Source organism: Sphaerisporangium sp. NPDC088356 (assembly GCF_040685555.1).
Classification (GTDB): domain Bacteria; phylum Actinomycetota; class Actinomycetes; order Streptosporangiales; family Streptosporangiaceae; genus Sphaerisporangium.
The window spans coordinates 1-26,755 of record NZ_JBFBIK010000007.1 but is presented as its reverse complement, the minus strand read 5'-3'; the positions used below and the strand labels follow the sequence as shown (position 1 = coordinate 26,755).

The window sequence follows — 26,755 nt, the reverse complement described above, 5'->3', positions numbered from 1 at the left end:
TATCAACATGAGCAAGACTTTCCCGGACATTGTTAGCTCGTAGTTTGGTTGTTGAGTTGAATCTGAGTTCAACAGATCCTGACGGCGTCGCGTCGCACAGGTGGCCTCCGGTCGCCGGTGACGGCACGACCGCGCGGCTCGTCGCGGCGCTGTCGCGGGGCGCGCGCCCGCCGGGGGACTACACGGTCCTCCGGTTCCACCCTCTTCCGTCGATCCAGCTCACGGCGGCCGAACGGGGCTTCGACGTCGACCAGACCAACCACTCGGTCGTCGTGGACGAGTCGGTCGTGGTCAAGTGGCTCACCCCGCCCCTCCCGCTCCCCCAGCCCGCCCCGGAGGTCTTCGCCCACCTGACGGCCGTCGGTTTCACCGAGACCGCCCTGCCCTACGCCGCCCTGTCGGCGCGCTCCCCCGGTGGGGACGAGATGCTGGTGGCCCTGGTCACCGGTTACCTGCCGGACGCCACGGACGGCTGGGAGTGGTGCGTGGACGAGGCGGCGGCCGGCCGTACCTCCTTCGCCGCCGACCTCGGACAGCTCGCCGCCGACCTGCACGTGGCGATGGCGACCCCCTCGCCCACGTTCCCCGACGCCGTACGCACCGCCCACCCGGGCGCCGCGTGGGCCGCGCGTGCCGAGAAGGCCCTGGGCGAGGCGCTGGAGCTGACGGGCGGCGAGGACGGCGCCTGGCTGGCCGGGCGCGCCGTGGAGCTGTCCCGGGAGATCGAGCCGCTCGGCCGCGTGGGCGCCACCCCGCTGATCCGCATCCACGGAGACCTGCACGTCGGCCAGACGCTGCGCTGGCGCGACGGCTACGCCGTGATCGACTTCGACGGCAACCCCACGGTCACCGGGGCCGACCCCTTCCAGCCGGCGGCCCGCGACCTGGCGCAGCTCCGCACGAGCCTCGAACACGTGGCCCAGGTGGCCATCAGGCGCAGGGACGCCGACCCGGCCGGGACGCTCCTGTGGGCGTCCACGGCGCGGGAGATCCTGGCCTCGGCCTACCGCGAGCGCCTGGCCGATCGTGGCATGTCCGTGCTCCTGGACGAGTCACTGCTCGGCCCCCTGGAGATCGAGCAGGAGTGCCGTGAGCTGATCTACGCCACCCGCCACCTCCCCCGCTGGCGCTACGCCCCCATGGGCGTCCTGCGCGGCCGCTTCCCCACGACGGCGAAGACCCCCACCGAGGAGATCCTGTGAACCCCGAGCTGTACCTCGCCGACCTGGAGGCGAAGCCGGCGGCGCTGGAGGCGCTGGCCGGTGTGCTGGAGGCTGGAGACCCGTTCGCCGGGGTGCCGGAGGGGGTCCGGCGGGTGGTCTTCCTCGGCATGGGCAGCTCGCGGTACGCGGCGGGCGTCGCGGCCCTGCGGCTGCGCGCGGCGGGGGTCGACGCGGTGGCGGAGTACGGCTCCGCGGCGCTCGGATACCCGCCCGGCGACGACACGCTGGTGGTCGCGATCTCCGCCACCGGAGGGAGCCGGGAGACCCTGGACGCGCTGTCTCGCTACCGGGGCAAGGCGCCCGTACTGGCCCTGACCAACACCCCGGGCTCGGCCGTCACGGAGGGCGCCGACCTGGTGGTCGAGATGGCGGCGGGCGAGGAACGCGGCGGGGTGTCCTGCCGCACCTTCCAGCACACGCTGGCGCTGCTCCTCGCCCTTTCGGCGCGGCTCACGGGCGGAAAGGCCGACATACCCGGGCTCGTACGCCGGGCCGCCGACGCCACCTCCGACCTGCTGGACCGCAGGGGCGCCTGGCTGGCGGACGCGCTGACCCTGCTCGACGGCCCCCACGGCGTCTACACGATCGCGCCCGCCGAGCGGCTGTCCTCGGCCGAGCAGTCGGCGCTGATGTTCCGCGAGGGACCGCGCCGGGCCGCCGACGCCGGGGAGACCGGCGACTGGGCGCACGTGGACGTGTATCTCACCAAGACCCTCGACTACCGGGCGATCCTGTTCCCGGGCTCGCGCTACGACGAGCAGGCCATGGACTGGGTGCGGCAGCGGGGCTCGACCGTGCTTGCGGTCGGCGGGGAGGTGGAGGGCGCTCACGCGCTCAGGTACGCGGGCGACGACGATCCCGACGTGGCGCTGCTGACCGAGACGCTGGTCGCCGAACTGGTGGCGGGAACGTGGTGGGCCGGCTCCCGGTGAACCCGGCCTGTGGTCCGGTACGGCGGCGCCGTACCGGACCGGTGGTCAGCTCGTGCGGCCGTACGCCGACCTGACGGTCAGGACGTACTCCACGAGCGTGATGAGCGTCGACTTGACGGCGTCCCTGGAGCGGGCGTCGGTGCGCACGATCGGGATGTGCGGGGCCAGCGTGAGCGCCTCCCGGACCTCCTGCTCGACGTGCGGGTAGTGCCCGTCCCAGCCGTTGATGCCGACCACGAAAGGGAGCCCGGCCTCCTCGAAGTAGTCGATCGCCGGGAAGCAGTCGGCCAGCCGCCTGGTGTCCACCAGCACGACCGCGCCGATGGCACCTCGGACCAGGTCGTCCCACATGAACCAGAAACGGTGCTGGCCGGGCGTGCCGAACAGGTAGAGGATCAGGTCCTGGTCCAGCGAGAGCCGGCCGAAGTCCATCGCCACCGTGGTCGTCGTCTTGTGCGGTGTCAGACCCAGGTCGTCGATGCCCGCGCTCGCGTCGGTCATGACCGCCTCGGTGGTAAGCGGGAGGATCTCCGACACCGCCCCCACGAAGGTGGTCTTGCCGACGCCGAAGCCGCCCGCGACGACGATCTTCGTCGACGTGAGGGCGCCGCCACGGCTAGAGCCTGCGAAGTCCACTGAGAACCCTTTCGAGCAGGTTGTGGTCTGGTTGTCCCTGGTTAAGCCGCGGCAGATGCAGGCGAACCAGACCTTCGTCGGCCATATCGGCGATCAGCACGCGGGCCACGCCGAGCGGGACCCGCAGCAGTGCCGAGATCTCGGCGACCGAACGGACGGAGTGACAGAGCACGATGATCGCTTCCTGCTCGGGAGTGAGCAGGGACAAATCATCGCTCATTATGGGGGCCGATGAGACCAGAGTTTCCATCGCCAGGTGGTAGTTCGGCTCGGCCCGGCCCCCGGTGACGGCGTACGGACGGAAGAGAGGCTCGTCCTCGGTCCCGTCACCCCCGAGCATCACCGGATCCTGGACGTCTGCAACTCAGCGCGAAGGGCGGGGGTGAGCACCTGGCCCGCGCGCTCGACCAGCAGCGTCATCTGGTACGCGACCAGACCCATGTCGCACTCGGGGGATGCCAGCACGGCGAGGCACGACCCGTCGCTGATGGCCATGACCAGCATGATTCCGTGCTGCATCTCGACCACCGTCTGCGTCACGCCTCCGCCGTCGAACACGCGGGACGCGCCGAGCGTCAGGCTCAGCAGCCCGGCCGCGACGGCGGCGAGCTGGTCGGCCCGGTCCGGCGGGAACCCCTCGGAGTTCGCCAGCCTGAGGCCGTCGGTGGAAACGACGACCGCGTGCGCCACGCCTGGTGTTCCACTGACGAACTCCGTGATCAGCCAGTCGAACCTGCGTGCCTCGTGACTTAGCTCAATCACGAGCCCTCCTCATCAGTACGGCGCCAGTCAATGCGGGGTTGGTCGTTGTCAGGATTGCGGGACGCGGATTCCGAGATGTCGGCGCGGCCGCGCTGGATCCCCTGCTGGAAGCGCGACATCCGGGCGCGGACGAGGTCCGCGGACACGTCCGGGCGCGGCACGGGGGCCGCGGCGGGCGTGGACGGAGCCACCGATCCCGGCACAAGGTTGGCCTTCGGCGTCCTCTTGGGCAAACCGGCCGCCGTGATACCCCCCAAAGAGGGATCTACCACCGCGTCCGCCGCCTGCCATCCGCTGTCGGCGGTGGAGCCCCATGTTCCGCCGCCGGAAGCGCCCTGTGAGGGTTCCGGGGCCCGCTGAACGCGCTCCACGGGCCTCGCAGGACCGGATCCCGTCGCGGGGCCCTGCGGCCCCGCCGGTGTCGGCGCCCCGGTGGCGGCGATCTCCTGTGTGTCGGGACGGCGGAACCACGCCGACTCGACCGATGCGAAGATCGGCAAGAATTCGTCCCCTTGTTCCAGCGGCGACTCGTGATTGCCGGTCGGCGGGTCCCCTGCCTCGTTGTTCCCCCACCTCTCGGCACTCTGGCGCGCTGGAGGCGCCGGAGCCGCCGGTGCGGGACCCCGGTCGGCGGGAGCCCCCTGCGCCGTGCCCCACGGCGCGAAGGATGCCCTGTCGGCTCGTGCCGGGCCCGTCGCCGGCCCGGCGAGAGGCCCGGTCGGAGGTTCCGCTGAGGGCGCGGCCGGGCGCCGGGTCGAGGGCCCGGCGTACCCGGACGGCTCCTCCGGGCGTCGCACCGGTCCGGTGGAGGACCCAATGGAAGGCCCGGTGGACGGCCCGGCAGGCGACCTGGTGGGCACGTTCGGGTCCAGGGCCGCTCCGGGCGACCTCGCGGGCAGCGCGTTCGGCCCTGTGGACGATCCGGGCGACCTCGGGCCGGTGGACGGCCCCGTCGGCCCGGTGGAAGGCCCGACCGGGCCGAAGCCGGGGCCGCCGTTGGGACCGACCGGCCCGAGGGGCCCGGTGCCCGGACCCCCCGCGCCCATGACCGGCGAGAACGCCGGATCGGACGCCCCCGGCACCGGGCCCGTGTACCCGGACAGGGGTCCGGTCGGCGCGGGGTCCGCGAAGGCCCCGCGCGGCTCGGGGGACGACGATCTCGCGCCGTTGAAGGCGGGCGAGCCTCCGGCCCCGTTGAACTCGGCGAACGTTGAGGACGACCTGTTGGATCCCGGCTCGGCGGGACCCTCCCCCTGCGCGCCCCGCTGGGGCAGCACCGGCGACCGCCCGGCCGCCACGGTGATGAGCTGCGGCGGGAAGAGCACCATGGCGATGAGGCCGACCGAGTCGCCGCGCCGCAGCTGGACGCGGATGTTGTGGCGCAGCGCGAGGCGGCCGACCACGAACAGTCCCATGCGGCGGGACACCGAGACGTCCACCACGGGCGGGTCGGCCAGCCGCCGGTTGATCTCGCTGATCTCCTCCGGCGTCATGCCGATGCCGGAGTCGCTGACGGCGAGGAGGGCGCCGCCTCCCTCGATCATGCTGCTCGACACCACGACCCGGGTGTTGCCGGGCGAGAAGGCCAGGGCGTTCTCGACCAGCTCGGCGACCAGGTGGACCACGTCGTTGGCGGCGTGCCCGGCGACGGCGGAGCTCCTGTGGACCTTGACGCTCACCCGCTCGTAGCCCTCGACCTCCGAGAGCGACGCCCGTACGACGTCCACCAGCTTGGCGGGCTGGCTCCGCTTGCGCGCCGCCTCGTGGCCCGCGAGGACCAGCAGGTTCTCACTGTTGCGGCGCATGCGGGTGGCCAGGTGATCGAGCTTGAACAGGTCGCCCAGGCGCGCGCCGTCCTGCTCGCCGCGCTCCAGGCCGTCGATCAGCGAGATCTGCCGCTCGACCAGCGTCTGGATGCGCCGCGAGAGGTTGACGAACATCGCGTTGACGTTGCCGCGCAGCTGCGACTCCTCGGCGGCGAGACGCAGGGCCTGCCGGTGGACCTCGTCGAAGGCGGTGGCGACCTCTCCGATCTCGTCGTGGGTGCCCACGATGATCGGCTGAACGTCGGGGACCTCGGCTCCGTCGCCGGACTCGCGCATGTGCCGTACCACCGCGGGCAGGCGGAACCCGGCGATCTCCAGCGCCTCCGACCGCAGCTTGCGCAACGGCCTGACCAGCGAGCGGGCGATCAGGACCGTGGTCGCCAGCACCAGCAGGACCAGCGCGAGGATCAGGACCCCGGCGATGATCGCGTTGCGCCGTTCGGCGGATTCGAGGGCCGCACCCCGGGCCGCGACCGAGGCGGCCACGCGCGTCTCCACCTGCTGGAGCAGCTGGATGGCCTTGGTGCTGTCGTCGAACCACTGCTTGACGGCGGTGCCGCGCACGCCGGCATCACGCACCGGAAGGTTGCGGCTGGCCAGGGCGATGGCCCACGACTTCGTCAGCTCGGCCCTGATGACCTGGGTACCCCGGACGGTCTGGGCCAGAAAGCGGCCGTTGTCGGCCCCGGCCTCGCCGTTGAACGTGGTCATCGCGGCCTTCTGCCGCGACCGCGAGGCGATGAACTCCTCAAGGGTGTCTGAGCTGAACCGCTCCCCGCGCGCCAGCGCGCCGAGGAGCGTGCCTCGCTGCTGGGAGGCCTCCTCCTTGGCGTGCGCCAGGGCGCTGAGGGCGCGTGAGTCGCCGGTGAGCTGCGGGTCCTCGTTGGCCTGGCTGATCTCGTCGTGCAGGCGGAGCAGCGAGACCACGAGGTCGGTGTACTTCGCCGGCTGGCCGCCCTTGCGGATGACCGCCACGGTGTCGAGCCGGGTCGAGACCTGCCGGGCGTCCTCGACGGCGCGCACGCCGTACTCGGAGTCGATCTTCCCGAGGTCGTCACGGACCCTGGCGACGCCGTCGTCGACGGCCTTGCGCTGGCCGGTGAGCGCGGCCTTCTGCTGGCGGTTCGTCTGGTACCAGATCGTCCTGTCGCGTTCCAGCCCCAGTGCCACGCTGAGGTCGCGCAGATGACCCGCGATCACGGCCTCGGACGCGCTCCGCTGGTAGACCGCGACGCTGTCGATCGACGACACCACGCGCAGGCCCGCGAGCAGCACGCCGACGACCGTGGGCACCAGGATGAGCGCCGTCAGACGCGCGGGCACCCGCCAGTTGCGCAGCGAGAACCGCGACACACCGTTGCGGCCGTGCTGGGGGCCCGAGCCGCCCTGTCTGCCCGAGTGCTTGCGCCGCTTGGCTCCCGAACCCGGCCCGGTCTGGAGTGTGGTCTTGGTCTCGGTTTCCGTCGTGCTCACCGCCACCCCCCGCGATCTTCCATGCATGGATGACGGCATGGCTGATAACTACATAAGCGGGGACAATTCGACCACAAGGTCACCAATGCCGTTGCCAGAACCGGGACACCAACCGTAATTGTTATGAATCCCGGAGCTATCGCGACGTCTCCTACCTGCGAAAGTCAGCGCAGAGCCGCGAGCACGTGCTCCCGAACCTGCGCCCGCTGCGCAGCATCGGTGATGGGCCGGCCTGACCTGTCCACCACATAGAAGACGTCGACCGCCTCCGCGCCGAGAGTCTCCACTCGTGCGGCACGGACGTCAAGGTTACATTCCCCAAAAGCACGGCCGATTCGCCACAAAAGCCCTGGACGATCATGTGCGCGCACCTCGACGACCGTGGCCGTCTGGGAGGCGTCGTCGACCAGGCTGACCCTCGGCGGGGCCACCGGGACGCGGGCCGGCCGCAGCGACCTCGTACGCCGGGCCAGCCGCTGCTCGATGTCCAGGCGGCCCGCCAGCACCAGGCGCAGATCGGCCTCCAGCGTGGCGGGATCCGGCGGCGTGCCGTACTCGGGCACCACCGAGAACTCGATCACCGCAGTGGTCGAGGCGGAGGCGGCGGAGGCCGCGCGCACTACCATGCGGTGGGCCGCCAGCACGCCGGCCGCCCGCCAGAGCAGGCCGGGCCGGTCCGGCGCCACCACGGTCACCGCGCCGCCGTTCACGCGCACCGCGCCACCGCCGTGCCTGGCCAGGGAGGCCTGCTGGGGCGACAGCGAGGGGGCGGGCGTGGGCGGGGTGCCGGACAGGGCCGAACGCACCCTGCGGACCAGCTCCGAGACCAGGGACGCCTTCCAGGTGTTCCAGGCGGCCGGCCCGGTGGCGTTGCCGTCGGCGACGGCCAGCGCGGCCAGCAGTTCGAGCACCTCGCGCGAGCCGACCGCCTCGGCGACCCGCGAGATCGTCACCGGGTCGTCGAGGTCGCGCCGGGTGGCGGTCTCGGGCAGCAGCAGATGGTGGCGGACCACGGTGGCCAGCGTGTCCACGTCGGCGGGCGGCAGGCCCATGCGGGCGCCGATGTCCCTGGCGACGATCTCGCCGGTCGTCGAGTGGTCGCCAGGCCAGCCTTTGCCCACGTCGTGCAGCAGGGCAGAGATGAGCAGCAGGTCGGGGCGCGACACCTCGCGGGTGAACGACGCCGCGCCCGCCGCCGCCTCGATGAGGTGGCGGTCGACCGTGAAGCGGTGGACCGGATTGCGCTGCGGGCGGTGCCGCACGCGCTCCCAATCAGGGATGAGCCTGACGATGATGCCGGCCTGGTCGAGCTCCTCCCACACCGGCACGGCCGCGCGCCCGGCGCCGAGCAGCGCCACCAGCGCGTCACGGGCCTCGTCCGGCCAGGGTACGGGCAGCGCCGGCGACTGGGCCGCGAGCACGGAGACCGTGGCGGGGGCCATCGGCAGTCCGGCCTCGGCCGCCGCGGCGGCCGCCCTGAGCAGCAGGATGGGATCGTCCTTGGGGTTGACGCCGCGCGCCAGGACCACCTCACCGCCGTGCTCGACGACGCCGTCGGCCAGCGGGCGCCGCCCGCGAGGCGCGGGGCCCGACAGCAGGCGGTCGACGGTGCGCCAGGTGGCGTCGAAGGCGTGGGCGATCGTGCGCCCCGCCTCCGCCAGCCGGCGCATCAGGGCCTCGGCGTCCAGCAGGCCGAGCGCGGCGGCAACGGCGTCCTGCTCCTGGAGGACCAGGCGGTCGGCGCCGCGTGCGGTGACCAGGTGGAGCCCGTGACGGACGTCGAGCAGGAACTCGTACGCCTCCCGCACACGGGGGCCGGGCGCGGAGGCGACCCAGGCGGCGGCGACGGCCTGCATGGCCTGCACGTCGCGGATCCCGCCCCGGGAGTCCTTGAGATCGGGTTCGAGCAGGAAGGCCAGCTCGCCGGACGACTCGGCGCGTTTGTCCGCCGCCTCGCGCAGCTCGGCGAGCCTGCGGCGCGAGTCGGCGCGCCACTCGGCGAGGACGGCCTCACGGGCCGCCCTGGTCAGCTCGGGGTCGCCGGTGACGTGGCGGGCCTGGATGAGCCCGAGCACCGCCTTGAGGTCCTCGCGTGCGACCTTGGTCACCTCGTCGACCGTGCGGACCGAGTGGTCGAGCCCGAGGCCTGAGTCCCAGATGGGGTACCAGATGCGGTCGGCGATGCGGGCGACATCGTCCTGACCGTTGTGCAGGAGCACCAGGTCGAGGTCACTTCCCGGGGCGAGCTCTCCTCGTCCCAGGCTGCCGACCGCGACCAGGGCGACACCGGTGCCGGCGAACGCGGCACCGGTACCCGCCGTGGGAGCGCCGGACCCCGTCAGGGCAGTGCCGGCGCCGCGATCCTCTCCGGATACGAACCCACTCTTCGCCCCCCCGGGCAGGTTCCGGCCCTCCCGTCCGAACGGCTGTGGACACGCCGTGCGGAACAGGTCGGCCAGCCAGCGGTCGATGTCCGCGGCCCGCTCCTTGCGGGCCGCGGCATATGAGCGAGCGTCGCCTCTCATCATCCGGTTAGAGGGCCTCCGGTCCGCGTTCTCCCGTGCGGACCCTGATCACGGTCTCCACGGGGACCGACCAGACCTTGCCGTCGCCGATCTTGCCGGTCTGGGCGGCCTTGACGATGACGTCGATGACATCCTCGGCGTCCTCCTCCTCGGCGAGGACCTCCACGCGGACCTTCGGCACCAGGTCGACCTGGTACTCGGCGCCGCGGTAGACCTCGGTGTGACCGCGCTGGCGGCCGTAACCACTGGTCTCGCTGACCGTCATGCCCTTGACCCCGAACTGCTCCAGGGCGGCCTTGACGTCGTCGAGCTTGAAGGGCTTGATCACCGCTGTGATGAGCCTCATGCGTCTACCTTCTTCGACACTGATTGGACAGGACCGTTCACCGCGGCGACGCCCGACGCGTGAACGGAGCCGAGGTCGTAGCCGGTCTCGGCGTGGGTGGTGATGTCGATGCCGGTGACCTCGTCCTCTTCAGTGACCCTGAAGCCCATCGTCTTGTCAATGATCTTGCCGATGATCCAGGCGAGGATGAACGAGTAGAGCCCGACGACGACGGGCCCGAGGACCTGGCGTCCGAGCTGCGTGAGCCCGCCGCCGTAGAACAGGCCCTTGGCCTGCGGGTCCAGGAACGGGTAGGCGGCGAGGAAGCCGAGCGAGATCGCGCCGAGCGCTCCGCCGACCAGGTGGACGCCGACCACGTCGAGGGAGTCGTCGAACCCGAGCTTGTACTTCAGGCCGACGGCGTAGGCGCAGACCGCTCCGGCGATGGCGCCGATGACGATCGCGGCCCAGGGGTCGACGAAGCCACAGGCGGGGGTGATGGCGACCAGACCGGCCACAGCGCCGGAGGCGACGCCGAGGGTGGTGGAGTGCCCGTCGCGGAACTTCTCGACGAGGATCCAGGCACCGGCGGCGACGGCGGTCGCGATCTGGGTGTTCATGAAGGCCAGACCGGCGGTGCCGTCGACCGCGAGCTCGGAGCCGGCGTTGAAGCCGAACCAGCCGAACCACAGCAGGCCGACGCCCAGCAGGACCAGCGTGAGGTTGTGCGGGCGCATGGGATCCTTGCGCCAGCCGCTGCGCTTGCCGAGCACCAGGGCGAGGGCGAGGCCCGCCGCACCGGCGTTGACGTGGACCACCGTGCCGCCGGCGAAGTCCTCGATGCCGAGCTGGGTCAGCCAGCCGCCGCCCCACACCCAGTGCGCGACCGGGAAGTAGACGATCGTCGCCCAGACCACCGAGAAGACCACCCAGGCGCCGAACTTGGCGCGGTCGGCGATGGCGCCGCTGATCAGGGCCACGGTGATGATGGCGAAGGTGAGCTGGAACGCCGAGAACACCAGGCTCGGCATACCGGTGCCGTCATCCTTGGTGGCGGTGTCGACGAGGCTCTGCAGGCCGACATCCCCGAGTCCGCCGACGAACTTGTTGAGCAAGTCGTTGCCGTTCGGGCCGAAGGCAAGGGAGTGACCGTAGAGGACCCATGCGATCGTTACGGTGATGATGCTGACGAACGACATCATCATCATGTTCAGGACACTTTTGGCCCTGGTCATGCCCCCATAGAAGAACGCGAGACCTGGAGTCATGAGCAGCACCAGTGCGGTGGCCGCGAGCATCCAGGCTGTAGTGCCGCTATCGATCTTCATTCGATGCGACCCTCCTTACAAATGGCGTGTGGCCGATTTCTCCCGCAGTGGGCGCTCCAGGGCTTCATTGACCGGCTGCGCACTGACGTTGGGCGAAAGCGTGTTCTTCTGCCGTTTCAGGTCTTGACCTGGTGTGTTTCACGTACGTGAAACTCACGGGCACGATGTTTCGGCCATGTTTCGGAGGGCCCGCCAACCGATATCGGCGTGTCCTTAATATCGCGCCAGGGTGGTGGGAGAGCGGTCATGTGACAGCTGACCAGCGTCACGACCTGCGGTCATGCGGTGGAGGGCCCCACGCGCATGACCGCCGAAAAGGGGGGAAAATTCCGAAAAGATGCACGGAACCACCAAGGGCCGCAGGCGCTCACGCCGCGGCGTGAGCCATCTTCCGCAAGCGGGCGAGAGCGTCGCGCTCCAGGCGCCGCGCACGGTCACGGCCGATGCCGTACCGCTCGCCGACCTCGGTGAGCGTGTGCTCGCGCCCGTCGACCAGGCCGTAACGCCAGCGCAACATCTCGCGCGTCTGACCTTCCAGGCCGAGCAGCCAGTCTTCGAGACGCTCGCGTTCGAGGGTGTCCATGGCCTGCTGCTCGGGGTTGGCCCAGGTGTCGTCGGCGATCATGTCGCCGAGCTCGGTCTCGTCCTCGTCGCCCACGCCGAGCTGCAGCGACACCGGGTCGGAGGCCCAGCGGCGCAGCTCACGAACCCGCTCGATCGGCAGTTCGAGGACGGCCGCGAGATCGGCGTCGGTCGGCTCGGCGTCCAGCTCGGCCATCATGTCGCGGCGGACCCGCATCAGGCGGGTCATCTGCTCGCCCGCGTGGGTCGGCAGGCGTACGGGCCTCGCCTGCTCGTGGATCGCGCGGCCCACGGACTGGCGGATCCACCACGTGGCGTAGGTGGAGAACTTGTAACCCCGTTGGTAGTCGAACTTCTCCACGGCCCTGACCAGGCCCAGGTTCCCCTCCTGGACCAGGTCGATCAGCGGCATCCCCCTGCCGGAGTACTTCCTTGCCACGGCCACGACGAGCCGCAGGTTGGCCTGGATGAACTCGTCCTTGGCGCGCTGGCCGGACACCGCCAGCCGTTCGAGCTCCTCGTCGGTGGCGTTGGACGCCTTCGGCTCGGGCAACCCGCTGTCCAGGAGCTGCTCGGCGAAAAGACCCGCCTCGATGCGCTTGGCCAGCTCGACCTCCTGGTCGGCGCTGAGCAGGGGCACTCTTCCGATCTCGGCCAGGTAGGTGCCGAGCAGATCTCTGTCGGCCACCTGCTGGTCCTGCGTCCGATTCCCCGTCGGCCTTGCCATTCCTATGGCACCTCGTCTCGCCGCGCCCGCCCTGACGTGCGGGTGGAGTCGGCCACGCAGGCCCTGAATGCCGGCGCGGCGTCCTCTCCCCCTCTTGCCCCAATCAACGTCCAGTCCAAGGCAAAGATTCCCAAAAGAGATACGACCGGAGAATGGTTTCAGTCGTCCTCCTCAGGTATGAGTTCGTACCTGAGAGGCTCAGGGATGCACCGGGAAAACGCAGATGAATGCCATGAACAAGGCTCAGGGTGATCGAATTGCGGAGATGGCGTCGGCGAGCATCGCGCCGACGTCTCCCAGCAGGTGACCGCCCTCCACGACCACCCGCCTCCCGCCGGAGACGACCGAATGGACGTCGGAGGCCGTCGCCCCGAAGACGACCGTCTCCCCGGCTGACGCGCTGCCCGCCCCGGCCGTGCGCACGGAGTCCAGGCGTACGGACACGAGGTCGGCCCAGGCCCCGGGGACGATGAAGCCGGCGTCGGGGTGGCCGAGCGAGGCCTGCCCCACCATCGTGGCCGCGCGCAGCAGGTCGGCGGCCGTCCAGTGGCCCCGCTCCCCGGTGGTGAGGCGCTCGCCGAGCTCGACCGCTCTGGTCTCCTCCAGCAGGTCGATCATGGCGTTGCTGTCGCTGCCGAGCGTGATCGGCGACCCGGCGTCCTGCAGCGTGCGAGCCGGGCCGATGCCGTCGGCGAGGTCCCGCTCGGTGGTCGGGCACACGCAGACGTAGGTCGAGGACCCGCCGAGCAGGGCCACGTCCACGTCCGAGAGGTGGGTGGCGTGGACGGCGGTCGTGCGGGGGCCGAGGATGCCGTGCTCGTACAGCACCTGCGCCGGGGTCGCGCTGTAGGTCTGGACGCAGTGCCGGTTCTCGGTGCGCCGCTCCGAGATCTGCGTGTGCAGCGGCGCGGCCCTGCGGTGCCCGAACTCGGCGACCACGGGCATCTGTTCCGGCGGGCAGGCGCGCACTGAGTGCACGGCCGCGCCGACCACCACGTCCTCGGTGAGGATGTACTCGTTCGCCAGGTCGTCCACGCGCTCGGCCCAGTGGTGGGCGTCCCCGTCGCCGAAGCGGAGCTGCGTGCCGTCCAGGGGGGCGCCGATGTTCTCCGTGAGGTAGCAGGCGTCCAGCAGCGTGATGCGCAGTCCCGCGTCCCTGGCAGCCTCGATGAGCGCGTGCCCCATCGCGTTGGGATCCTCGTACGGCCGGCCGCGCTCGCCGTGGTGCAGATAGTGGAACTCCCCGACGGCGGTGATCCCCGCCAGCGCCATCTCGGCGAAGGTCGCCCTGGCGAGGGCAAGGTAGGTGTCGGGGTCGAGCCTCGCGGCCACCGCGTACATGCGCTCGCGCCAGCCGCGGAAGGTCTCGGAACCGGCATGCGCCTGCCCGCGCAGCGCCCTGTGGAAGGCGTGGGAGTGGGCGTTGGCCATGCCCGGCAGGGTGAGGCCCGCCAGCCGCACCGCTTCGCGCGGCGGCGCGGCGACCCCGCGCTCGACTTCGGCGAACCGGCTGCCCTCCACCCGGACGAGTACTCCCTCGACCGCCTCACCGGGATGCAACCAGGCCAGCTCGCACCAGTAGGTCAGGTCGGACACTCCCCCAATCTTTCAGGGAAAAAGTCAACATTCGTCCTGTTATACGAACCATTTTGTCCACGTCACAGAGCGCCGCCTCAGTTCACCGGCCCCGCCGCGGGGCGGATGGTGATCTCGGTGATGTGGGCGTCGTCGGTCGCGGTCACCGCCGAGACGACGGCGCGGGCCACGGACTCGGGAGCCAGATACTTGCGGGGATCGAAGTCGCCACCCTCCTGCCTGCGCACCTCCCGCTGCATGTCGGTGGCGACGCGCCCTGGATAGACGGTGGTGACGCGCAGACCGTGAGGCTCCTCCTCCTGCCGGAGGGCGTCGGCGAGGGCCCGGAGCGCGAACTTGGCGGCGGAGTAGGGGGCCCAGCCCGGGTTGGCCCGCTGCCCGGCACCAGAGTTGATCATCACCACGTGGCCCCTGGAGGCGCGGAGCGCCGGGAGGAGCAGCCTCGTGAGGCCCGCGACTGCGGTCACGTTCACCTCGAACGACTCCCGCCAGGCCTTGAGGGGCACATCGGCGATCGGGCCGAGCCGTGCCACGCCCGCGCTGTGGACCAGCACGTCCAGCCGGTCGATATCGGCGACCGCCTCGGCCACCGCGCGCTCGTCGGTCAGCTCGACCGGCCACGGGCGCGCTCCAAGCTCGTCGCAGATCTCCAGGAGCGCCGTGCTCTCACGCCCCCCCACGAGCAGGTCGTGCGTCGGCGCGAGGGCCCGGGCGATGGCCGCCCCCACCCCGCGGGAACCTCCGGTGATCAGCGCGATCGGTCGTCCAGTCATGCGCTTCACCCTAGGGGCAATGCCGCTATGAGATCTTCCTCCACACGCGGCCTTGGGGCCGATGCCCGGTCAGGGGCGCAGGAACACGCCGGTCTGGTCGGTCATGCGCTCGTGTTCCTCCAGGCGGGCCCGGGTCCGCAGCGGCGCTGCCTCGGCCATCGCCTCCAGCAGCAGCATCGCGAGGGCCAGCGGCGCCGCGTGCGAATCGCAGACGGCCCTGACCCCCACCGGCGCCGGCAGCACCAGGTCCGCGGGGAACGGCACATCGGCGCGGTCGGCGATGACGGCCGTTCGGAAACCGAGCTTGGCGGCGTACTCCAGCGCGTGCACGGATTCGGCCGGATAGCGGGGCAGGACGACGGCGAGCAGCCACTCGGACCCGGCACGGCGCGCGGCGTGCAGGCCCTCGGTCAGCTCGGACCCGCCATGGGTCAGAGGCCGCACGTCGGGATGGATGCGCCGGGCGTAGTACGAGAAGGTCGTCACCAGCCCCGAGGAGCCGCGCAGGCCGAGGACGGGCAGCGGCTCGCATGCCGCGAGCGCCGTGCCGAGCCCCTCGATGCGGCCCGGCAGGCCGTCCGGCCGGACGCCCGGCACACCGGAACCGGCGGCGAGGCGGTCGCGGACGGCCGCGAGGTTGCGTATCTCGTGCTCGATCATCTCGTGCAGGAAGCCCGCCGCGCCCTCGCGCCGGGGCTGGTCGGGGTCCGCCCCGCCGTCGCCGCCCACCACGAGAGGGCGGAGCGCCTGGCGGAGCTCGGGATACCCCGCGAAGCCGAGGGCCATCGCGAACCGGGTCACCGACGGCTGGCTCACCCCCGCCCGCTCGGCCAGCTCGACGCTCGAAAGGAAGATCGCCTCAGGAAGGTGCTCGCCCAGGTACTGCGCGATGCGCCGTTGGACGGGCGACAGGCGCCTGCCCTGGACCAGCCGTTCGAGCCCGTCCGCCACTTCCACCTCCAGCCCCCCGGGGCAGCCACCCCGTGATCGACAACGCCGGGGAGCGCCTTCCTCATCCCGCCTGTGTCCCCGTGCCCTCGGGGGGATGGGGCCGCCCGGGTGAATGGCCGCATTCAGGCCGGGGACCGAAGGCTACCTCCAGGTACGGATGTACGAGGTGCTGGCATGGTCGTAACGCCGCCGGACAGGCGATATGTGGCTATTCACCAATAGCAACCGGTCCGCAAACTACGCGTTTCGCGTTGCTCTGATCGTGAATACCCCCGTCGCCTCCCGGCCGGACGTCAGGCGAGGAGAGCGGGGGCCAGCTGGTGGAGGTGGTCCAGGCACTCGTCCAGGTCGCGGACGAGAGGCTGTACGCACACGTGGTCGGCTCCGGCCTCATGGTGGGCGCGGACTCGCCCGGCGATGGTCTCCGGGTCACCCCAGGGCACGATGGCGTCGACGAGGGCGTCGCTGCCGCCGCCGGCGAAGTCGTCGTCGGTCCAGCCCAGCTCGCGCAGGCTGTTGAGGTAGTTCGGCAACTTCAGGTAGAAGGCCATGTAGTCGCGGGCGATGGAGCGGGCCCGGTCGGGGCTGGTGCTGAGCACGACCGCCTGCTCGGGGGCGAGCAGCAGGTCGGGACCGAGGATCTCCCGCGCCCTCGCGGTGTGCTCGGGGGTGACGAAGTAGGTGTGGGCGCCCTGGGAGCGCTCCGCCGCGAGCCGCAGCATCTTCGTCCGCAGGGCGGCGAGCACCCGGGCCGGCGGCTCGGGCAGCGGGGCATCGTAGGGGGCCTTGTCCATGGCGTCCAGGTACGTGCGCATGGTCTCGACCGGCTTGCCGTAGTCGTGCCCGCGAGGGGTCACCAGCGGGGCGTGGCTCACGCCGAGTCCCAGGATGAAGCGGCCCCCCGACAGCTCGGCCAGGGCGTCCGCCCCGGAGACCGCGGCCGCCGCGTCGCGCGCGTAGATGTTGGCGATGCCGGTCGCGACCACGAGCCGTTCGGTGCCCGTGAGCAGGATGGCGGAGTTGACCAGGGATTCCTTGCCGCCGAGCAGCTCGGCGATCCAGAGGGCCCCGTAGCCGAGCTCCTCCATGGTCGCGGCGGCCCTGCGGCTTCTTTCTGCGGACTCCTGGCCCAGCAACGAGAGCCATACGCCGACCTTGCCGATGCGCTGCTTCACTGCCGCGAGGTCGACGCTCTGGTTGTTCGGCATGGATCGCCCCTCAACGTCCGGTGCTGGTCACGTGGGAGCCTTCCCTCCGGGGCTCGCCGGCCACGCCGGGTTTTCCCGATTCAAGGCGAGACCTGTACCAAGACTCTCCATCGTCGGCACCCGTAGGATCCACGCATGGAGCGGGCACTGATCTGGTTGCACGGCGGCGCGTGGATGCGGCGGCACGCCGGCGAGCGGTCGCGCGAGATCCTGGCCGTTCACGGCCTCGACGTCGTACCGGTCACCCACCGGCTGAGCGGTGAGGCGACCTGGCCCGCCCAGCTCGACGACATACGGGCCGCCGCGCGCAAGCTGCGCGCCGACAAACCCGGGGTGCGGGTGCTGGTCGGAGGCAGATCCTCGGGCGCCCACCTGGCGCTCCACCTGGGCCTGCGCGGCATAGACGCCCCCGACGACGTGGCCGGCGTGATCGCCTGCTCGCCTCCCGTGGACCCGCTGGCCGCCGACTGGCCCGAGTCACGCGTCGCGGGAAGCCCCTGGGCCCGGCTGCTCGGCCACGTGCCCGTCGCGGGGGACGATCTCACCGCGGACGTCACCCCTACCAACCACGTGGGCAACGGGGTGCCCGTGCTGCTCCTCCACGGGGCCGGGGACACCACGGTCCCCCCGACCCAGACGCTCGACCTGGCCAACGCGCTGCTGGCCTCCGGCCACCCCGTGACGGCCTACCTCGCCTCCGGGGATCACGACCTTGACCTGGGCGCGGACGACGTCCGTCAGGTCATCGCCTCGTTCCTGCGGGCCTAGTGACGGACGCCGTACTCCCTGCGGATCTCGTTGGCGGTCCCCTTGATCTGGTCCTGCGTCTGGAGCAGCCGGGCCTCGGCCTCCTCGGTGCGGGCCTCGGCCGCCATGGTCCGGTTACCGGTGCTCGTGCCGAACCGCCACTTCGCCCGTGCCTTCAGCTCGCGCATCTTCCACTTGTCCATGAAGCCCATCGCGCTTCGCCTCCCTGAGAGCGATCATCGTTCGCTCCGGCACACTCCCCCGAGATTCGCGAATAATGCCCGCCTCAGGTGTCATGGCAGCTCACGGGGCCTACGCTCACTTCGCCCGGCGCTCGCCGCTCCACACCGAGGGCAGATCGTGGCGGCCCGAGACGAACTCCTGGATGCTGATCTTGACCCTGATCGCCGGCCGCCGCCAGCGGTTCTCGCGGTGGACGGCCTTGGCCATCTTCGACGGTTTCGGCCTGCGCGACCCCGGCGCGAAGAACCAGTGGGCCCAGGGCGAGCCGGGACGCGCCAGTCGTACCGCTCCGGCGATCAGCAGGATCGGCGCGAACAGGCCCGCGAGGCCGGTCCAGATCTTGCCCTTCAGCAGGGTGACCACCGCGAGGACGAGGTTGACGGTCAGCAGGAGGGCCGCCGACCACCTCCCGCTCGGGGACGGGTCGGGCGCCTCCCAGCCGAGGGGGCGCAGGCCCAGCAGCAGGAGCAGCGTCACCGCGATCGCGACGAACACCGCGTCGACCGAGGTGCGCCCCTCCTCGGACCAGTAGACGTCCCTCAGGTGGAGGATCAGGGCGAACTCATCCAGCACCAGGGCGGCGCCCACCCCGAACAGGGCCGCCGTCATGGCGTACCACCCCGGAGACAGGCCGGCGGTCACCAGCCCGGCGACGCCGCCGAAGAGCATGAGCACCACGCCGAACACGACATGGTGCACGTGGACGTCGCCGACGTTGACGTTACGGAACAACCCCACCCTCGCCCGGATCAGCCGGACGTTGAGGCGCGTGAACAGGAACGTGACGATCAGCGCCGCCAGAAAGCAGAAGAGCGGCAGCCTTCCGCTGTCGATGATCCGCTCGTGAAACCAGATCCCCACAGGCATCCCCCAGTACCGATGCTACGGTCCCGCCGGGAGTGATCCCCCGGCCGAAGGCCCCCGACCCACGCTAGGCGGGCGACTTTTCGGACCAGGGGTGGTTCAGGGGCGGCTCAGGGGTTTCGTTCTCAGGCCAGGAAAGCGCGCAGGAGCGCGGCGGTCCCCTCCAGGTGCTCCACGACGGCCTTCCTGGCCGCCTCAGGGTCGCCCGCCAGGATCGCGGCGACCATCGCGGCGTGCTGAGCGCCGGAGTGGTCGATGTTGGGCCCGAGCACGGGGATGGCGTTGAGCAGGTCGGTCACCCGCAGCCGGGCGTCCGCGCCGGCCGCCGCCAGCAGGGCCGACCCGGTCAGCTCGGCGATGGACAGGTGGAAGGCCGTGTCGAGCCGCCGGTAGTCGGCGGGCGCGGCGTCGTTGACCTCCGCGAGGCGGCGTTCCAGTGTCGCCTTCTGCTCCTCGGTGAGGTCCATGGTCGCGAGGACCTGGGCCGCACCGCACTCGATCGCCATGCGGAAGGTCAGCGCGTCGGCGAGGTCGGAGGCGCCCATCTCGTTGACGGCCCTGCGCAGGTCGCCCTGGCCCGGATTCGGCGGCTCGTAGACGACGAACGCCCCCCCGTACCGGCCGCGCCGTACGTCGAGGTAGCCGGCGTCCTGCAGCGCCCGGATCGCCTCCCGGAGCGTGACCCGGCTGATGCCGAGCTGGACGGCGAGATCGCGCTCGGCGGGGAGCTTCTCACCGGGGCCGACCACGCCGAGCTTGATCGCCTGGAGCAGCCGCTCCACCGTCTCCTCGAAGGCGTTGCCCGCCCGGACGGGTCGAAGGAGCGCGACGAGCTGGGGCTCGCCCATCGCTTCCCCCCTAGACCGGCTCCAATGGTTCGAGATTAGTCCATTCGATGGCTCAGGTGTCCCGAACCGTTGACGCGGGACGGCCGCTGGTGCTTGCATGCCTCCAATGGTCTGTTTCCAGACTTTTGCCGGAGGGAAGTGCCGTGCTCACCGTCGACCAACTGCGTGAAGAGGTGTCCGCCGGGCGGGTGGACACCGTGCTTCTGGCCATCGTCGACATGCAGGGGCGCCTCCAGGGCAAGCGGCTGTCCGCGCGGTACTTCCTGGAGGAGGTGCTGCAGCACGCCGCCGAAGGATGCAACTACCTCCTCGCCGTGGACATCGACATGAACACCGTCGATGGTTACAGCATGTCGTCGTGGGAGCGCGGCTACGGCGATTTCGTGATGAAGCCCGATCTGGCGACCCTGCGCCGGGTGCCCTGGCAGGAGGGCACGGTCATGCTGATGGCCGACCTGCTCTGGGAGGACGGCTCCGACGTCACCGCCTCCCCCCGCCAGATCCTGCGCGGGCAGCTCGCCCGCCTCGCCGAGCGCGGCTGGGCGGCGTACGTCGGGACCGAGCTGGAGTTCGTGGTCTACAACGACAGCTACGAGAACGCCTGGTCCAAGGCCTACCGCGACCTCACGCCCGCCAACCAGTACAACGTCGACTACTCGCTGCTCGGCGGCGCCCGCGTCGAGCCCCTGCTGCGCCGCATCAGGCTCGGCATGGAGGGCGCGGGGATGTACGTCGAGTCGGCCAAGGGCGAGTGCAACCTCGGGCAGCACGAGATCGCCTTCAGGTTCACAGAGGCGCTCGCCACCTGCGACAACCACTCGATCTACAAGAACGGGGCCAAGGAGATCGCCGCCCAGGAGGGCATGTCGATCACCTTCATGGCCAAGCCGAACCAGCGTGAGGGCAACTCCTGCCACATCCACATCTCCCTGCGCACGGCCGACGGCGAGCCGGTCATGGCGGGAGACGGCGAGCACGGGCTGTCGAAGCTCGGAGAGCACTTCATCGCGGGCCAGCTCGCCGCCATGCGCCAGCTCACGATGCTGTACGCGCCCAACATCAACTCGTACAAGAGGTACGTCCCCGGAAGCTTCGCCCCGACGGCGGTCAAGTGGGGCGTGGACAACCGCACCTGCTCCCTGCGGCTGGTCGGGCACGGGCCCTCACTGCGCATCGAGAACCGCGTGCCGGGCGGGGACGTCAACCCCTACCTCGCGGTGTCGGCGCTGGTCGCCGCGGGCCTGCACGGCATCGAGAACGAGCTGCCGCTGGAGGAAGCGTACGGCGGCAACGCCTACACGGCGGGCGCAGAAACCGTGCCCACCACGCTGCGCGACGCGCTCGCCCTGTGGGAGGGTTCGAAGATCGCCAAGGACGCGCTGGGCGAGCAGGTCGTCGAGCACTACGCGAACAACGCCCGTGTCGAGCTGGCCGCCTTCGACGCGGCGGTCACCGACTGGGAGCTTTTCCGGGGATTCGAGCGGATGTGACATGAAGATCATCAACCCTGCCAACGAGGACGTGCTCGCCGACGTCGAGCTCGCCGACCTGGCCGAGACCGACCGCGCGGTGGAGCGTGCCAGGAAGGCGTTCCCCGCCTGGCGCGAGGTGGCGCCCGGCGACCGCGCGCGGCTGCTCCGCCGCTTCGCCGACCTGGTCGACCGCCACGGCGACGAGCTGGCCGGCCTGGAGCTCGCCAACGCGGGCCACCCGATCGGCAACGCCCGCTGGGAGGCGGGCAACGTCCGTGACGTGCTGCACTTCTACGCGGGCGCGCCCGAGCGCAACCACGGCAAGCAGATCCCGGTGGCGGGCGGGGTGGACATCACGTTCGCCGAGCCGCTCGGCGTCGTCGGGGTGATCGTCCCGTGGAACTTCCCCATGGTGATCATGACCTGGGGCGCCGCCCCGGCGCTCGCGGCCGGGAACACCGTCATCGTGAAACCCGCCGAGTGGACCCCGCTGACCGCTTTGAGGCTGGCGGAGCTGGCCCTCGAAGCCGGCCTCCCCGAGGGGGTGCTCCAGGTGCTGCCTGGAGCAGGGGAGGTCGCGGGTGCCCGGCTCGTGGAGCACCCCGGCGTCAACAAGATCGTGTTCACCGGGTCGACCGAGGTCGGGAAGCTGATCGCGGCCAGGTGCGCCGAGAACGTCAAGCGGCTCACGCTGGAGCTCGGCGGCAAGAGCGCCAACGTGGTCTTCGCCGACGCCGACCTGGAACAGGCCGCGGCGAGCGCCCCCTCGGCGGTCTTCGACAACAGCGGCCAGGACTGCTGCGCGCGCTCGCGGATCCTCGTGGAGCGCCCGGTGTACGACGAGTTCCTCGACCGGCTCGGCCGGGCCGTCGAGGGTCTGACGGTGGGCGATCCGCTGGATCCCGGCACGGACATGGGGCCACTGATCAGCGCCGAGCACCGCGAGCGGGTGGCGTCTTTCGTCACCGGAACGCCGCGCTTCCAGGGCTCGTGCCCGTCCGGCAAAGGGTTCTGGTTCCCGCCGACCGTGCTGACCCACGAGTCGCTGGACGACCGCGCGTTCACCGACGAGATCTTCGGGCCGGTCGTGAGCGTGGTCCCGTTCGAGGACGAGGCGGCAGCCGTACAGATCGCCAATAACACGAAATATGGCCTTTCGGGGTCTATCTGGACCCGGGACGTGGGACGGGCCCTCCGGGTGGCCCGCGCGGTCGAGGCGGGGAACCTCTCGGTCAACTCCCACTCGTCCGTGAGGTACTGGACACCATTCGGCGGGTTCAAGCAGTCCGGCCTCGGCCGGGAGCTCGGGCCGGACGCGCTGGCCGCCTTCACCGAGACCAAGAACGTCTTCATCGCCCACTGATCAAAGGGCTGAAGATCCACGACTGATCCAAGCACCAGGGAGTTCGTCACCATGCAACGTCTGCGGGACCGCGTCGCCGTCATCACGGGGGCGGCGGGCGGCATCGGCCTCGCCACGGCTCGCCGCTTCGCCGAGGAGGGCGCGAAGGTCGTGTGCGCCGACCTCGACGAGGAGGGCGGCGCCAAGCTGGCGGACGAGGTGGGCGGCCTGTTCGTCCGCACCGACGTCACCAGCGAGGAGGACGTCAGCCGGATGTTCGAGACGGCCTTCGAGGCCTACGGCAGCGTGGACATCGCCTTCAACAACGCGGGCATCTCCCCTCCCGACGACGACTCGATCCTGACCACCGGCATCGAGGCCTGGCGGCGTGTTCAGGACGTCAACCTGACCAGCGTGTACCTCTGCTGCAAGCACGCCATCCCGTACATGCGGCGGCAGGGCAAGGGCTCGATCATCAACACCGCGTCGTTCGTGGCGGTGATGGGCTCCGCGACGTCCCAGATCTCCTACACCGCCTCCAAGGGCGGCGTGCTCGCCATGTCGCGCGAGCTGGGCGTCCAGTTCGCCCGCGAGGGCATCAGGGTCAACGCGCTGTGCCCAGGGCCGGTCAACACCCCGCTGCTGCAGGAGCTGTTCGCCAAGGACCCCGAGCGCGCCCAGCGGCGCCTCGTCCACATCCCGGTGGGCCGCTTCGCCGAGGCCTCCGAGATCGCCGCCGCCGTCGCGTTCCTCGCCTCGGACGACGCGAGCTTCATCACCGGTGCCGAGTTCCTGGTGGACGGCGGCATCTCCGGCGCCTACGTGACCCCGCAGTAGCCCGTGCCGCGTCCCGTCATCGGCATCACGTGCTACGTCGAGCCCGCCGCCTTCACCGTGTGGCGGATGCCGGCCGCGCTGCTGCCGTACAACTACGTCGAGCACGTCGTCAGGGCGGGAGGCCAGCCGGTCATCCTGCCCCCGGCGGGCGACCCCGCGCCGCTGGTCGAGCGGCTGGACGGCCTGATCGTGGCGGGCGGCGGTGACGTCGATCCCGGCAGGTACGACGAGCCGCCGCACCACCAAACCGGATACGTCCGCAAATTTCGCGATGAGGCGGAGTTTGGGTTGGTCGGCGCGGCGCTGGAGGCGGAGCTGCCGTTCCTCGGCATCTGCCGGGGCCTGCAGGTGCTGAACGTGTCACTCGGCGGCAGCCTCCACCAGCACCTGCCCGACGTGGTGGGCCACAGCGGCCACTCCCCCGCCCCCGGCGAGTTCGGCCACCTGCCCGTACGGCTGGCGCCGGGCAGCAGGGTCGCAGACGCACTGGGGGCCGGGAAGGCCGCCGCCGCCCACTACCACCACCAGGCCGCCGACCGCCTCGGCGAGGGCCTCACGGTGTCCGCCACCTCGGACGACGGCACGGTGGAGGCGGTGGAGCTCGCCGGACATCCCTTCGCCCTGGCGGTCCAGTGGCATCCCGAGACGGGCCAGGAAGGCCACCTGTTCGAAGCTCTGGTCACCGCCGCGACGACCGGCCGGCCTTGGTAAGGTGAGCGGGAACACCGATGATCCCGTGCGGGAGAGCGTCCTGACATCCGGTCAGGACCCCTGAAGGAGCAAGTCCTCCCCGCGAACCTCACAAGGCAAAGGACCGCGCGGGCCAGGTGATCTCTGGAAAGCAGGCCCCCTCCACGGGGCCTCGCCGAAGGTGAAAGTCCGGTAAAACCCGGGCGAAACTCTCAGGCACCGATGACAGAGGGGGAGGATGCTCTCATCCAACCCTGTCTGAGGTGCGCATCATGTCCAGACCCACACCGCTCCGCGAGGTGCACGAGAGCCTCGGCGCGACGCTCACCGACTTCGCCGGCTGGCTGATGCCGCTGCGCTACGGCAGCGAGTCCGCCGAGCACAACGCAGTGCGTACGGCCGCCGGGCTGTTCGACCTCTCCCACATGGGCGAGATCTTCGTCACCGGACCGCAGGCGGGCCAGGCGCTGGACCACGCGCTGGTCGGCCACCTGTCCGTGCTCGAGCCCGGCCGCGCCCGCTACACCATGATCTGCGCCGCCGACGGCGGTGTGCTGGACGACCTGATCGTCTACCGCCTGGCCGACGAGGAGTTCCTCGTCGTGGCCAACGCCTCCAACTACGAGCGGGTGGCCGCCGAGCTGACCGAGCGGGCACAGGGGTTCGGCGCCGAGGTCGACGACCGTTCCGACCGCTACGCGCTGATCGCCATCCAGGGACCGTGCGCCCAGGAGATCCTCAGCACCCTCACCGATGCCGACCTGACCGGCCTGAAGTACTACGCGGGGCTGCCGGGCACCGTCGCCGGAGCCGAGGCCCTCATCGCCCGCACCGGGTACACCGGCGAGGACGGCTTCGAGCTCTTCGTCGCCGGGCAGGACGCCGTGCCGCTGTGGCAGGAGCTCACCAAGGCAGGCGACGCGTTCGACCTGCGCCCCGCCGGGCTGTCCGCCCGCGACACGCTCCGCCTCGAAGCGGGCATGCCGCTGTACGGCAACGAGCTGAACGCCGGGCTTACCCCCTTCGACGCCGGCCTCGGCCGGGTCGTGAAGTTCGACAAGCCGGGCGACTTCGTCGGCCGCGCGGCGCTCGCGCCGCTCAAGGACGTCCCTCCGCGACGGCGCCTCGCCGGGCTGGTCGCGCGGGGCCGCCGAGTGCCGCGCCACGGCTACCCCGTGGTGCTGCTGACTGACGGCACCGTCGTTGGGGAGGTCACCAGCGGCGCGCCCTCGCAGTCCCTCGGCAAGCCGATCGCGATGGCCTACGTGGACATCAACGTGTCCGAAGGGCTCGCGGTCGACATCCGTGGTAGCCATGAACCGGTCGACGTGGTTGACCTGCCTTTTTACCGGAGGAGCATGTGAGCAGCATTCCCGAGGAGCTCAGCTACACCAAGGAGCACGAGTGGGTGGCCGGGCTCGACGACGGCCTCACCGTGACCGTGGGGATCACGGCGTTCGCCGCCGACGCGCTGGGTGACGTGGTCTACGTCCAACTGCCGGAGACGGGTGCCACCGTCGAGGCCGGGGACGCCATCGGAGAGGTCGAGTCCACCAAGTCCGTGAGCGACATCTACGCGCCGGTGACGGGCGAGATCGTCGAGGTCAACCAGACCGTCGTGGACGACCCCTCCCTGGTCAACTCCGACCCGTACGGAGAGGGCTGGCTGTTCCGCGTGCGCATCGAGGGAACCCCCGAGGATCTGCTCAGCGCCGAGGAGTACACCACCGTCACCACCGCCGAGTCCTGACGGTCCCGACACCGCACGTCCTCACCCCGGCGAGCCCCCGCGCTCGCCGGGCCCCGCACAACCCCTCCGAAGGGCCGAGATCAATGGCGATCAGCGTCTTCGACCTGTTCAAGATAGGCATCGGGCCGTCGAGCTCGCACACCGGCGGGCCCATGGCGGCGGCGCACAAGTTCGCCAGAGGCCTGCACGCCGACGGGCTGCTGGAGAAGACCGCCCGGGTGGAGGTCATCCTCTACGGCTCGCTCGGCCTCACCGGCAAGGGCCACGGCAGCGACAAGGCCGTCCTGCTCGGGCTGTCGGGTGAGAAGCCCGAGCTGGTGGACGTCGACACCATCGACGGCCGGCTCGCGGAGATGCGCTCCTCCGGCACCGTGAAGCTGTACGGCTCGCGCGAGATCCCCTTCGTGATCGGCGAGGATCTCGTCTTCGAGCGCAAGATCTCGCTCCCGCATCACCCGAACGGGATGCGCTTCACCGCCTTCTCCCCCGAGGGCGAGTCCATCCGGGAGAAGATCTACTACTCGGTGGGCGGTGGGTTCGTCGTCGACGAGAACGCCACGGGAGCCGACCGCATCAAGGCCGACGACACCGAGCTCCCCTACCCCTTCACCACGGCCGTCGAGCTTCTCGGGCACTGCTCGGAGACCGGCCTGTCGATCTCCGGGCTGATGCTGGAGAACGAGAAGGCCTTCGGCCGCACCGAGGACGAGATCAGGGCGGAGCTGCTCCGGCTCTGGCAGGTCATGGCCGAGTGCGTACGCCGCGGCAGCGCCAAGGAGGGCGTGCTCCCCGGGGGCCTCAAGGTCAGGCGGCGGGCCAACCAGCTCTTCCGGCGCCTGCAGAGCGAGTCGCCCGAGAAGGACCCGCTCCAGACGATGGACTGGGTCACGCTGTTCGCCCTCGCCGTGAACGAGGAGAACGCGGCGGGCGGCCGCATCGTGACCGCTCCCACCAACGGCGCCGCCGGCATCATCCCCGCCGTGCTGACCTACTACGACCGGTTCACACCGAAGGCCGACGACGAGGGCATCATTCGCTTCCTGCTCACCGCGGGGGCGATCGGCGTGCTGTTCAAGGAGAACGCCTCCATCTCGG

25 protein-coding genes and 1 riboswitch are annotated in these 26,755 nt (G+C 70.8%); of the genes, 10 read left to right on the top strand and 15 right to left on the bottom strand.

The features are described from left to right. Positions 1-56 precede the first annotated feature (56 nt). Entirely contained in the window at positions 57-1,202 is a 1,146-nt protein-coding gene (locus AB0O34_RS04790) for a hypothetical protein (RefSeq protein ID WP_363912655.1), read from the top strand. Further along, positions 1,199-2,155, top strand: coding sequence for an SIS domain-containing protein (locus tag AB0O34_RS04785; RefSeq protein ID WP_363912653.1), 957 nt, complete (start codon positions 1,199-1,201; stop codon positions 2,153-2,155). Before AB0O34_RS04790 ends, AB0O34_RS04785 begins: the two co-directional genes overlap by 4 nt. Positions 2,156-2,200: 45 nt before the next feature. On the opposite strand, the gene AB0O34_RS04780 is transcribed toward AB0O34_RS04785, so the two are convergent. From AB0O34_RS04780 to AB0O34_RS04725, 12 genes are all read right to left on the bottom strand, one after another. After that, entirely contained in the window at positions 2,201-2,791 is a 591-nt protein-coding gene (locus AB0O34_RS04780) for an ATP/GTP-binding protein (RefSeq protein ID WP_363912651.1), read from the bottom strand. Beyond that, complete coding sequence (locus AB0O34_RS04775) at positions 2,772-3,131, bottom strand: DUF742 domain-containing protein (protein WP_363912649.1); 360 nt, start codon at positions 3,129-3,131, stop codon at positions 2,772-2,774. Before AB0O34_RS04775 ends, AB0O34_RS04780 begins: the two co-directional genes overlap by 20 nt. Then, positions 3,131-3,553: a roadblock/LC7 domain-containing protein gene (locus AB0O34_RS04770; protein WP_363912645.1), complete on the bottom strand. Its 423-nt coding sequence runs from the start codon at positions 3,551-3,553 to the stop codon at positions 3,131-3,133. Before AB0O34_RS04770 ends, AB0O34_RS04775 begins: the two co-directional genes overlap by 1 nt. After that, on the bottom strand, positions 3,550-6,852 hold the full coding sequence (locus AB0O34_RS04765) for a nitrate- and nitrite sensing domain-containing protein (RefSeq protein WP_363912643.1): 3,303 nt from the start codon (positions 6,850-6,852) through the stop codon (positions 3,550-3,552). Before AB0O34_RS04765 ends, AB0O34_RS04770 begins: the two co-directional genes overlap by 4 nt. 164 nt (positions 6,853-7,016) lie before the next feature. Beyond that, entirely contained in the window at positions 7,017-9,380 is a 2,364-nt protein-coding gene (locus AB0O34_RS04760; RefSeq protein ID WP_363912640.1) for a [protein-PII] uridylyltransferase, read from the bottom strand. A 4-nt stretch (positions 9,381-9,384) separates the two neighbouring features. Next, entirely contained in the window at positions 9,385-9,723 is a 339-nt protein-coding gene (locus AB0O34_RS04755) for a P-II family nitrogen regulator (RefSeq protein ID WP_262848359.1), read from the bottom strand. After that, positions 9,720-11,030, bottom strand: a complete 1,311-nt coding sequence (locus AB0O34_RS04750) for an ammonium transporter (RefSeq protein WP_363912637.1) — start codon at positions 11,028-11,030, stop codon at positions 9,720-9,722. Before AB0O34_RS04750 ends, AB0O34_RS04755 begins: the two co-directional genes overlap by 4 nt. Before the next feature lie 367 nt (positions 11,031-11,397). Then, positions 11,398-12,300 carry a sigma-70 family RNA polymerase sigma factor gene (locus AB0O34_RS04745; RefSeq protein ID WP_363912634.1) on the bottom strand — a complete coding sequence of 301 codons (903 nt, stop codon included), beginning with the start codon at positions 12,298-12,300 and terminating at the stop codon, positions 11,398-11,400. 282 nt (positions 12,301-12,582) lie between these two features. Further along, entirely contained in the window at positions 12,583-13,935 is a 1,353-nt protein-coding gene (locus AB0O34_RS04740; protein WP_363912632.1) for a formimidoylglutamate deiminase, read from the bottom strand. A 77-nt stretch (positions 13,936-14,012) separates the two neighbouring features. Further along, on the bottom strand, positions 14,013-14,708 hold the full coding sequence (locus tag AB0O34_RS04735; RefSeq protein WP_363912630.1) for an SDR family oxidoreductase: 696 nt from the start codon (positions 14,706-14,708) through the stop codon (positions 14,013-14,015). A 69-nt stretch (positions 14,709-14,777) separates the two neighbouring features. Beyond that, positions 14,778-15,665: a MurR/RpiR family transcriptional regulator gene (locus AB0O34_RS04730; RefSeq protein WP_363912628.1), complete on the bottom strand. Its 888-nt coding sequence runs from the start codon at positions 15,663-15,665 to the stop codon at positions 14,778-14,780. A 287-nt stretch (positions 15,666-15,952) separates the two neighbouring features. Further along, entirely contained in the window at positions 15,953-16,867 is a 915-nt protein-coding gene (locus AB0O34_RS04725) for a TIGR03620 family F420-dependent LLM class oxidoreductase (RefSeq protein WP_363912626.1), read from the bottom strand. A gap of 135 nt (positions 16,868-17,002) precedes the next feature. Here AB0O34_RS04725 and AB0O34_RS04720 point away from each other — a divergent pair, with 135 nt between their 5' ends. Next, positions 17,003-17,635, top strand: a complete 633-nt coding sequence (locus AB0O34_RS04720; RefSeq protein WP_363912623.1) for an alpha/beta hydrolase — start codon at positions 17,003-17,005, stop codon at positions 17,633-17,635. Here the strand turns inward: AB0O34_RS04720 and AB0O34_RS04715 are convergent. The 3 genes from AB0O34_RS04715 to AB0O34_RS04705 form a co-directional block, all read right to left on the bottom strand. After that, positions 17,632-17,826, bottom strand: coding sequence for a hypothetical protein (locus AB0O34_RS04715; RefSeq protein ID WP_363912621.1), 195 nt, complete (start codon positions 17,824-17,826; stop codon positions 17,632-17,634). The two genes, AB0O34_RS04720 and AB0O34_RS04715, sit on opposite strands and share 4 nt — an antisense overlap. A gap of 106 nt (positions 17,827-17,932) precedes the next feature. Continuing rightward, positions 17,933-18,718: a hypothetical protein gene (locus tag AB0O34_RS04710; protein WP_363912619.1), complete on the bottom strand. Its 786-nt coding sequence runs from the start codon at positions 18,716-18,718 to the stop codon at positions 17,933-17,935. Positions 18,719-18,846: 128 nt separating this feature from the next. After that, on the bottom strand, positions 18,847-19,569 hold the full coding sequence (locus tag AB0O34_RS04705) for an FCD domain-containing protein (protein ID WP_363912616.1): 723 nt from the start codon (positions 19,567-19,569) through the stop codon (positions 18,847-18,849). 143 nt (positions 19,570-19,712) lie between these two features. On the opposite strand from AB0O34_RS04705, the gene AB0O34_RS04700 reads away from it, so the two are divergent. The 7 genes from AB0O34_RS04700 to AB0O34_RS04670 form a co-directional block, all read left to right on the top strand. Continuing rightward, the gene (locus tag AB0O34_RS04700; protein ID WP_363912613.1) at positions 19,713-21,059 is read left to right on the top strand and encodes a glutamine synthetase family protein; all 1,347 of its coding nucleotides are present in this window, start codon (positions 19,713-19,715) and stop codon (positions 21,057-21,059) included. A gap of 1 nt (position 21,060) precedes the next feature. Next, positions 21,061-22,404, top strand: a complete 1,344-nt coding sequence (locus AB0O34_RS04695) for an aldehyde dehydrogenase family protein (RefSeq protein ID WP_363912611.1) — start codon at positions 21,061-21,063, stop codon at positions 22,402-22,404. 51 nt (positions 22,405-22,455) lie between these two features. After that, positions 22,456-23,220 (top strand): 3-oxoacyl-ACP reductase, encoded by a 765-nt coding sequence (locus AB0O34_RS04690; RefSeq protein ID WP_363912609.1) that lies wholly within the window; start codon positions 22,456-22,458, stop codon positions 23,218-23,220. Between the two features lie 3 nt (positions 23,221-23,223). Then, positions 23,224-23,931, top strand: a complete 708-nt coding sequence (locus tag AB0O34_RS04685) for a gamma-glutamyl-gamma-aminobutyrate hydrolase family protein (RefSeq protein ID WP_363912607.1) — start codon at positions 23,224-23,226, stop codon at positions 23,929-23,931. Between the two features lie 18 nt (positions 23,932-23,949). Beyond that, positions 23,950-24,047: riboswitch (glycine riboswitch) on the top strand. Between the two features lie 135 nt (positions 24,048-24,182). Beyond that, a complete protein-coding gene (gene gcvT / locus AB0O34_RS04680; RefSeq protein ID WP_363912605.1) occupies positions 24,183-25,274 on the top strand; it encodes a glycine cleavage system aminomethyltransferase GcvT in 1,092 nt (363 codons plus the stop codon). Next, entirely contained in the window at positions 25,271-25,660 is a 390-nt protein-coding gene (gcvH, locus tag AB0O34_RS04675; RefSeq protein WP_363912602.1) for a glycine cleavage system protein GcvH, read from the top strand. The genes gcvT and gcvH overlap by 4 nt, the downstream gene beginning before the upstream one ends. A gap of 83 nt (positions 25,661-25,743) precedes the next feature. Next, on the top strand, positions 25,744-26,755 hold a 1,012-nt coding region (locus AB0O34_RS04670; RefSeq protein WP_363912599.1), incomplete at its 3' end, for an L-serine ammonia-lyase.

Coding starts and splice junctions, on each gene's coding strand:
- AB0O34_RS04735 (WP_363912630.1), bottom strand. CDS start 14,708: ATGACTGGACGACCGATCGCGCTGATCACCGGAGGTTCCCGCGGGGTG.
- AB0O34_RS04720 (WP_363912623.1), top strand. CDS start 17,003: ATGGAGCGGGCACTGATCTGGTTGCACGGCGGCGCGTGGATGCGGCGG.
- AB0O34_RS04755 (WP_262848359.1), bottom strand. CDS start 9,723: ATGAGGCTCATCACAGCGGTGATCAAGCCCTTCAAGCTCGACGACGTC.
- AB0O34_RS04690 (WP_363912609.1), top strand. CDS start 22,456: ATGCAACGTCTGCGGGACCGCGTCGCCGTCATCACGGGGGCGGCGGGC.
- AB0O34_RS04715 (WP_363912621.1), bottom strand. CDS start 17,826: ATGGGCTTCATGGACAAGTGGAAGATGCGCGAGCTGAAGGCACGGGCG.
- AB0O34_RS04725 (WP_363912626.1), bottom strand. CDS start 16,867: ATGCCGAACAACCAGAGCGTCGACCTCGCGGCAGTGAAGCAGCGCATC.
- AB0O34_RS04705 (WP_363912616.1), bottom strand. CDS start 19,569: ATGGGCGAGCCCCAGCTCGTCGCGCTCCTTCGACCCGTCCGGGCGGGC.
- AB0O34_RS04750 (WP_363912637.1), bottom strand. CDS start 11,030: ATGAAGATCGATAGCGGCACTACAGCCTGGATGCTCGCGGCCACCGCA.
- AB0O34_RS04695 (WP_363912611.1), top strand. CDS start 21,061: ATGAAGATCATCAACCCTGCCAACGAGGACGTGCTCGCCGACGTCGAG.
- gcvT (WP_363912605.1), top strand. CDS start 24,183: ATGTCCAGACCCACACCGCTCCGCGAGGTGCACGAGAGCCTCGGCGCG.
- AB0O34_RS04775 (WP_363912649.1), bottom strand. CDS start 3,131: ATGCTCGGGGGTGACGGGACCGAGGACGAGCCTCTCTTCCGTCCGTAC.
- AB0O34_RS04760 (WP_363912640.1), bottom strand. CDS start 9,380: ATGATGAGAGGCGACGCTCGCTCATATGCCGCGGCCCGCAAGGAGCGG.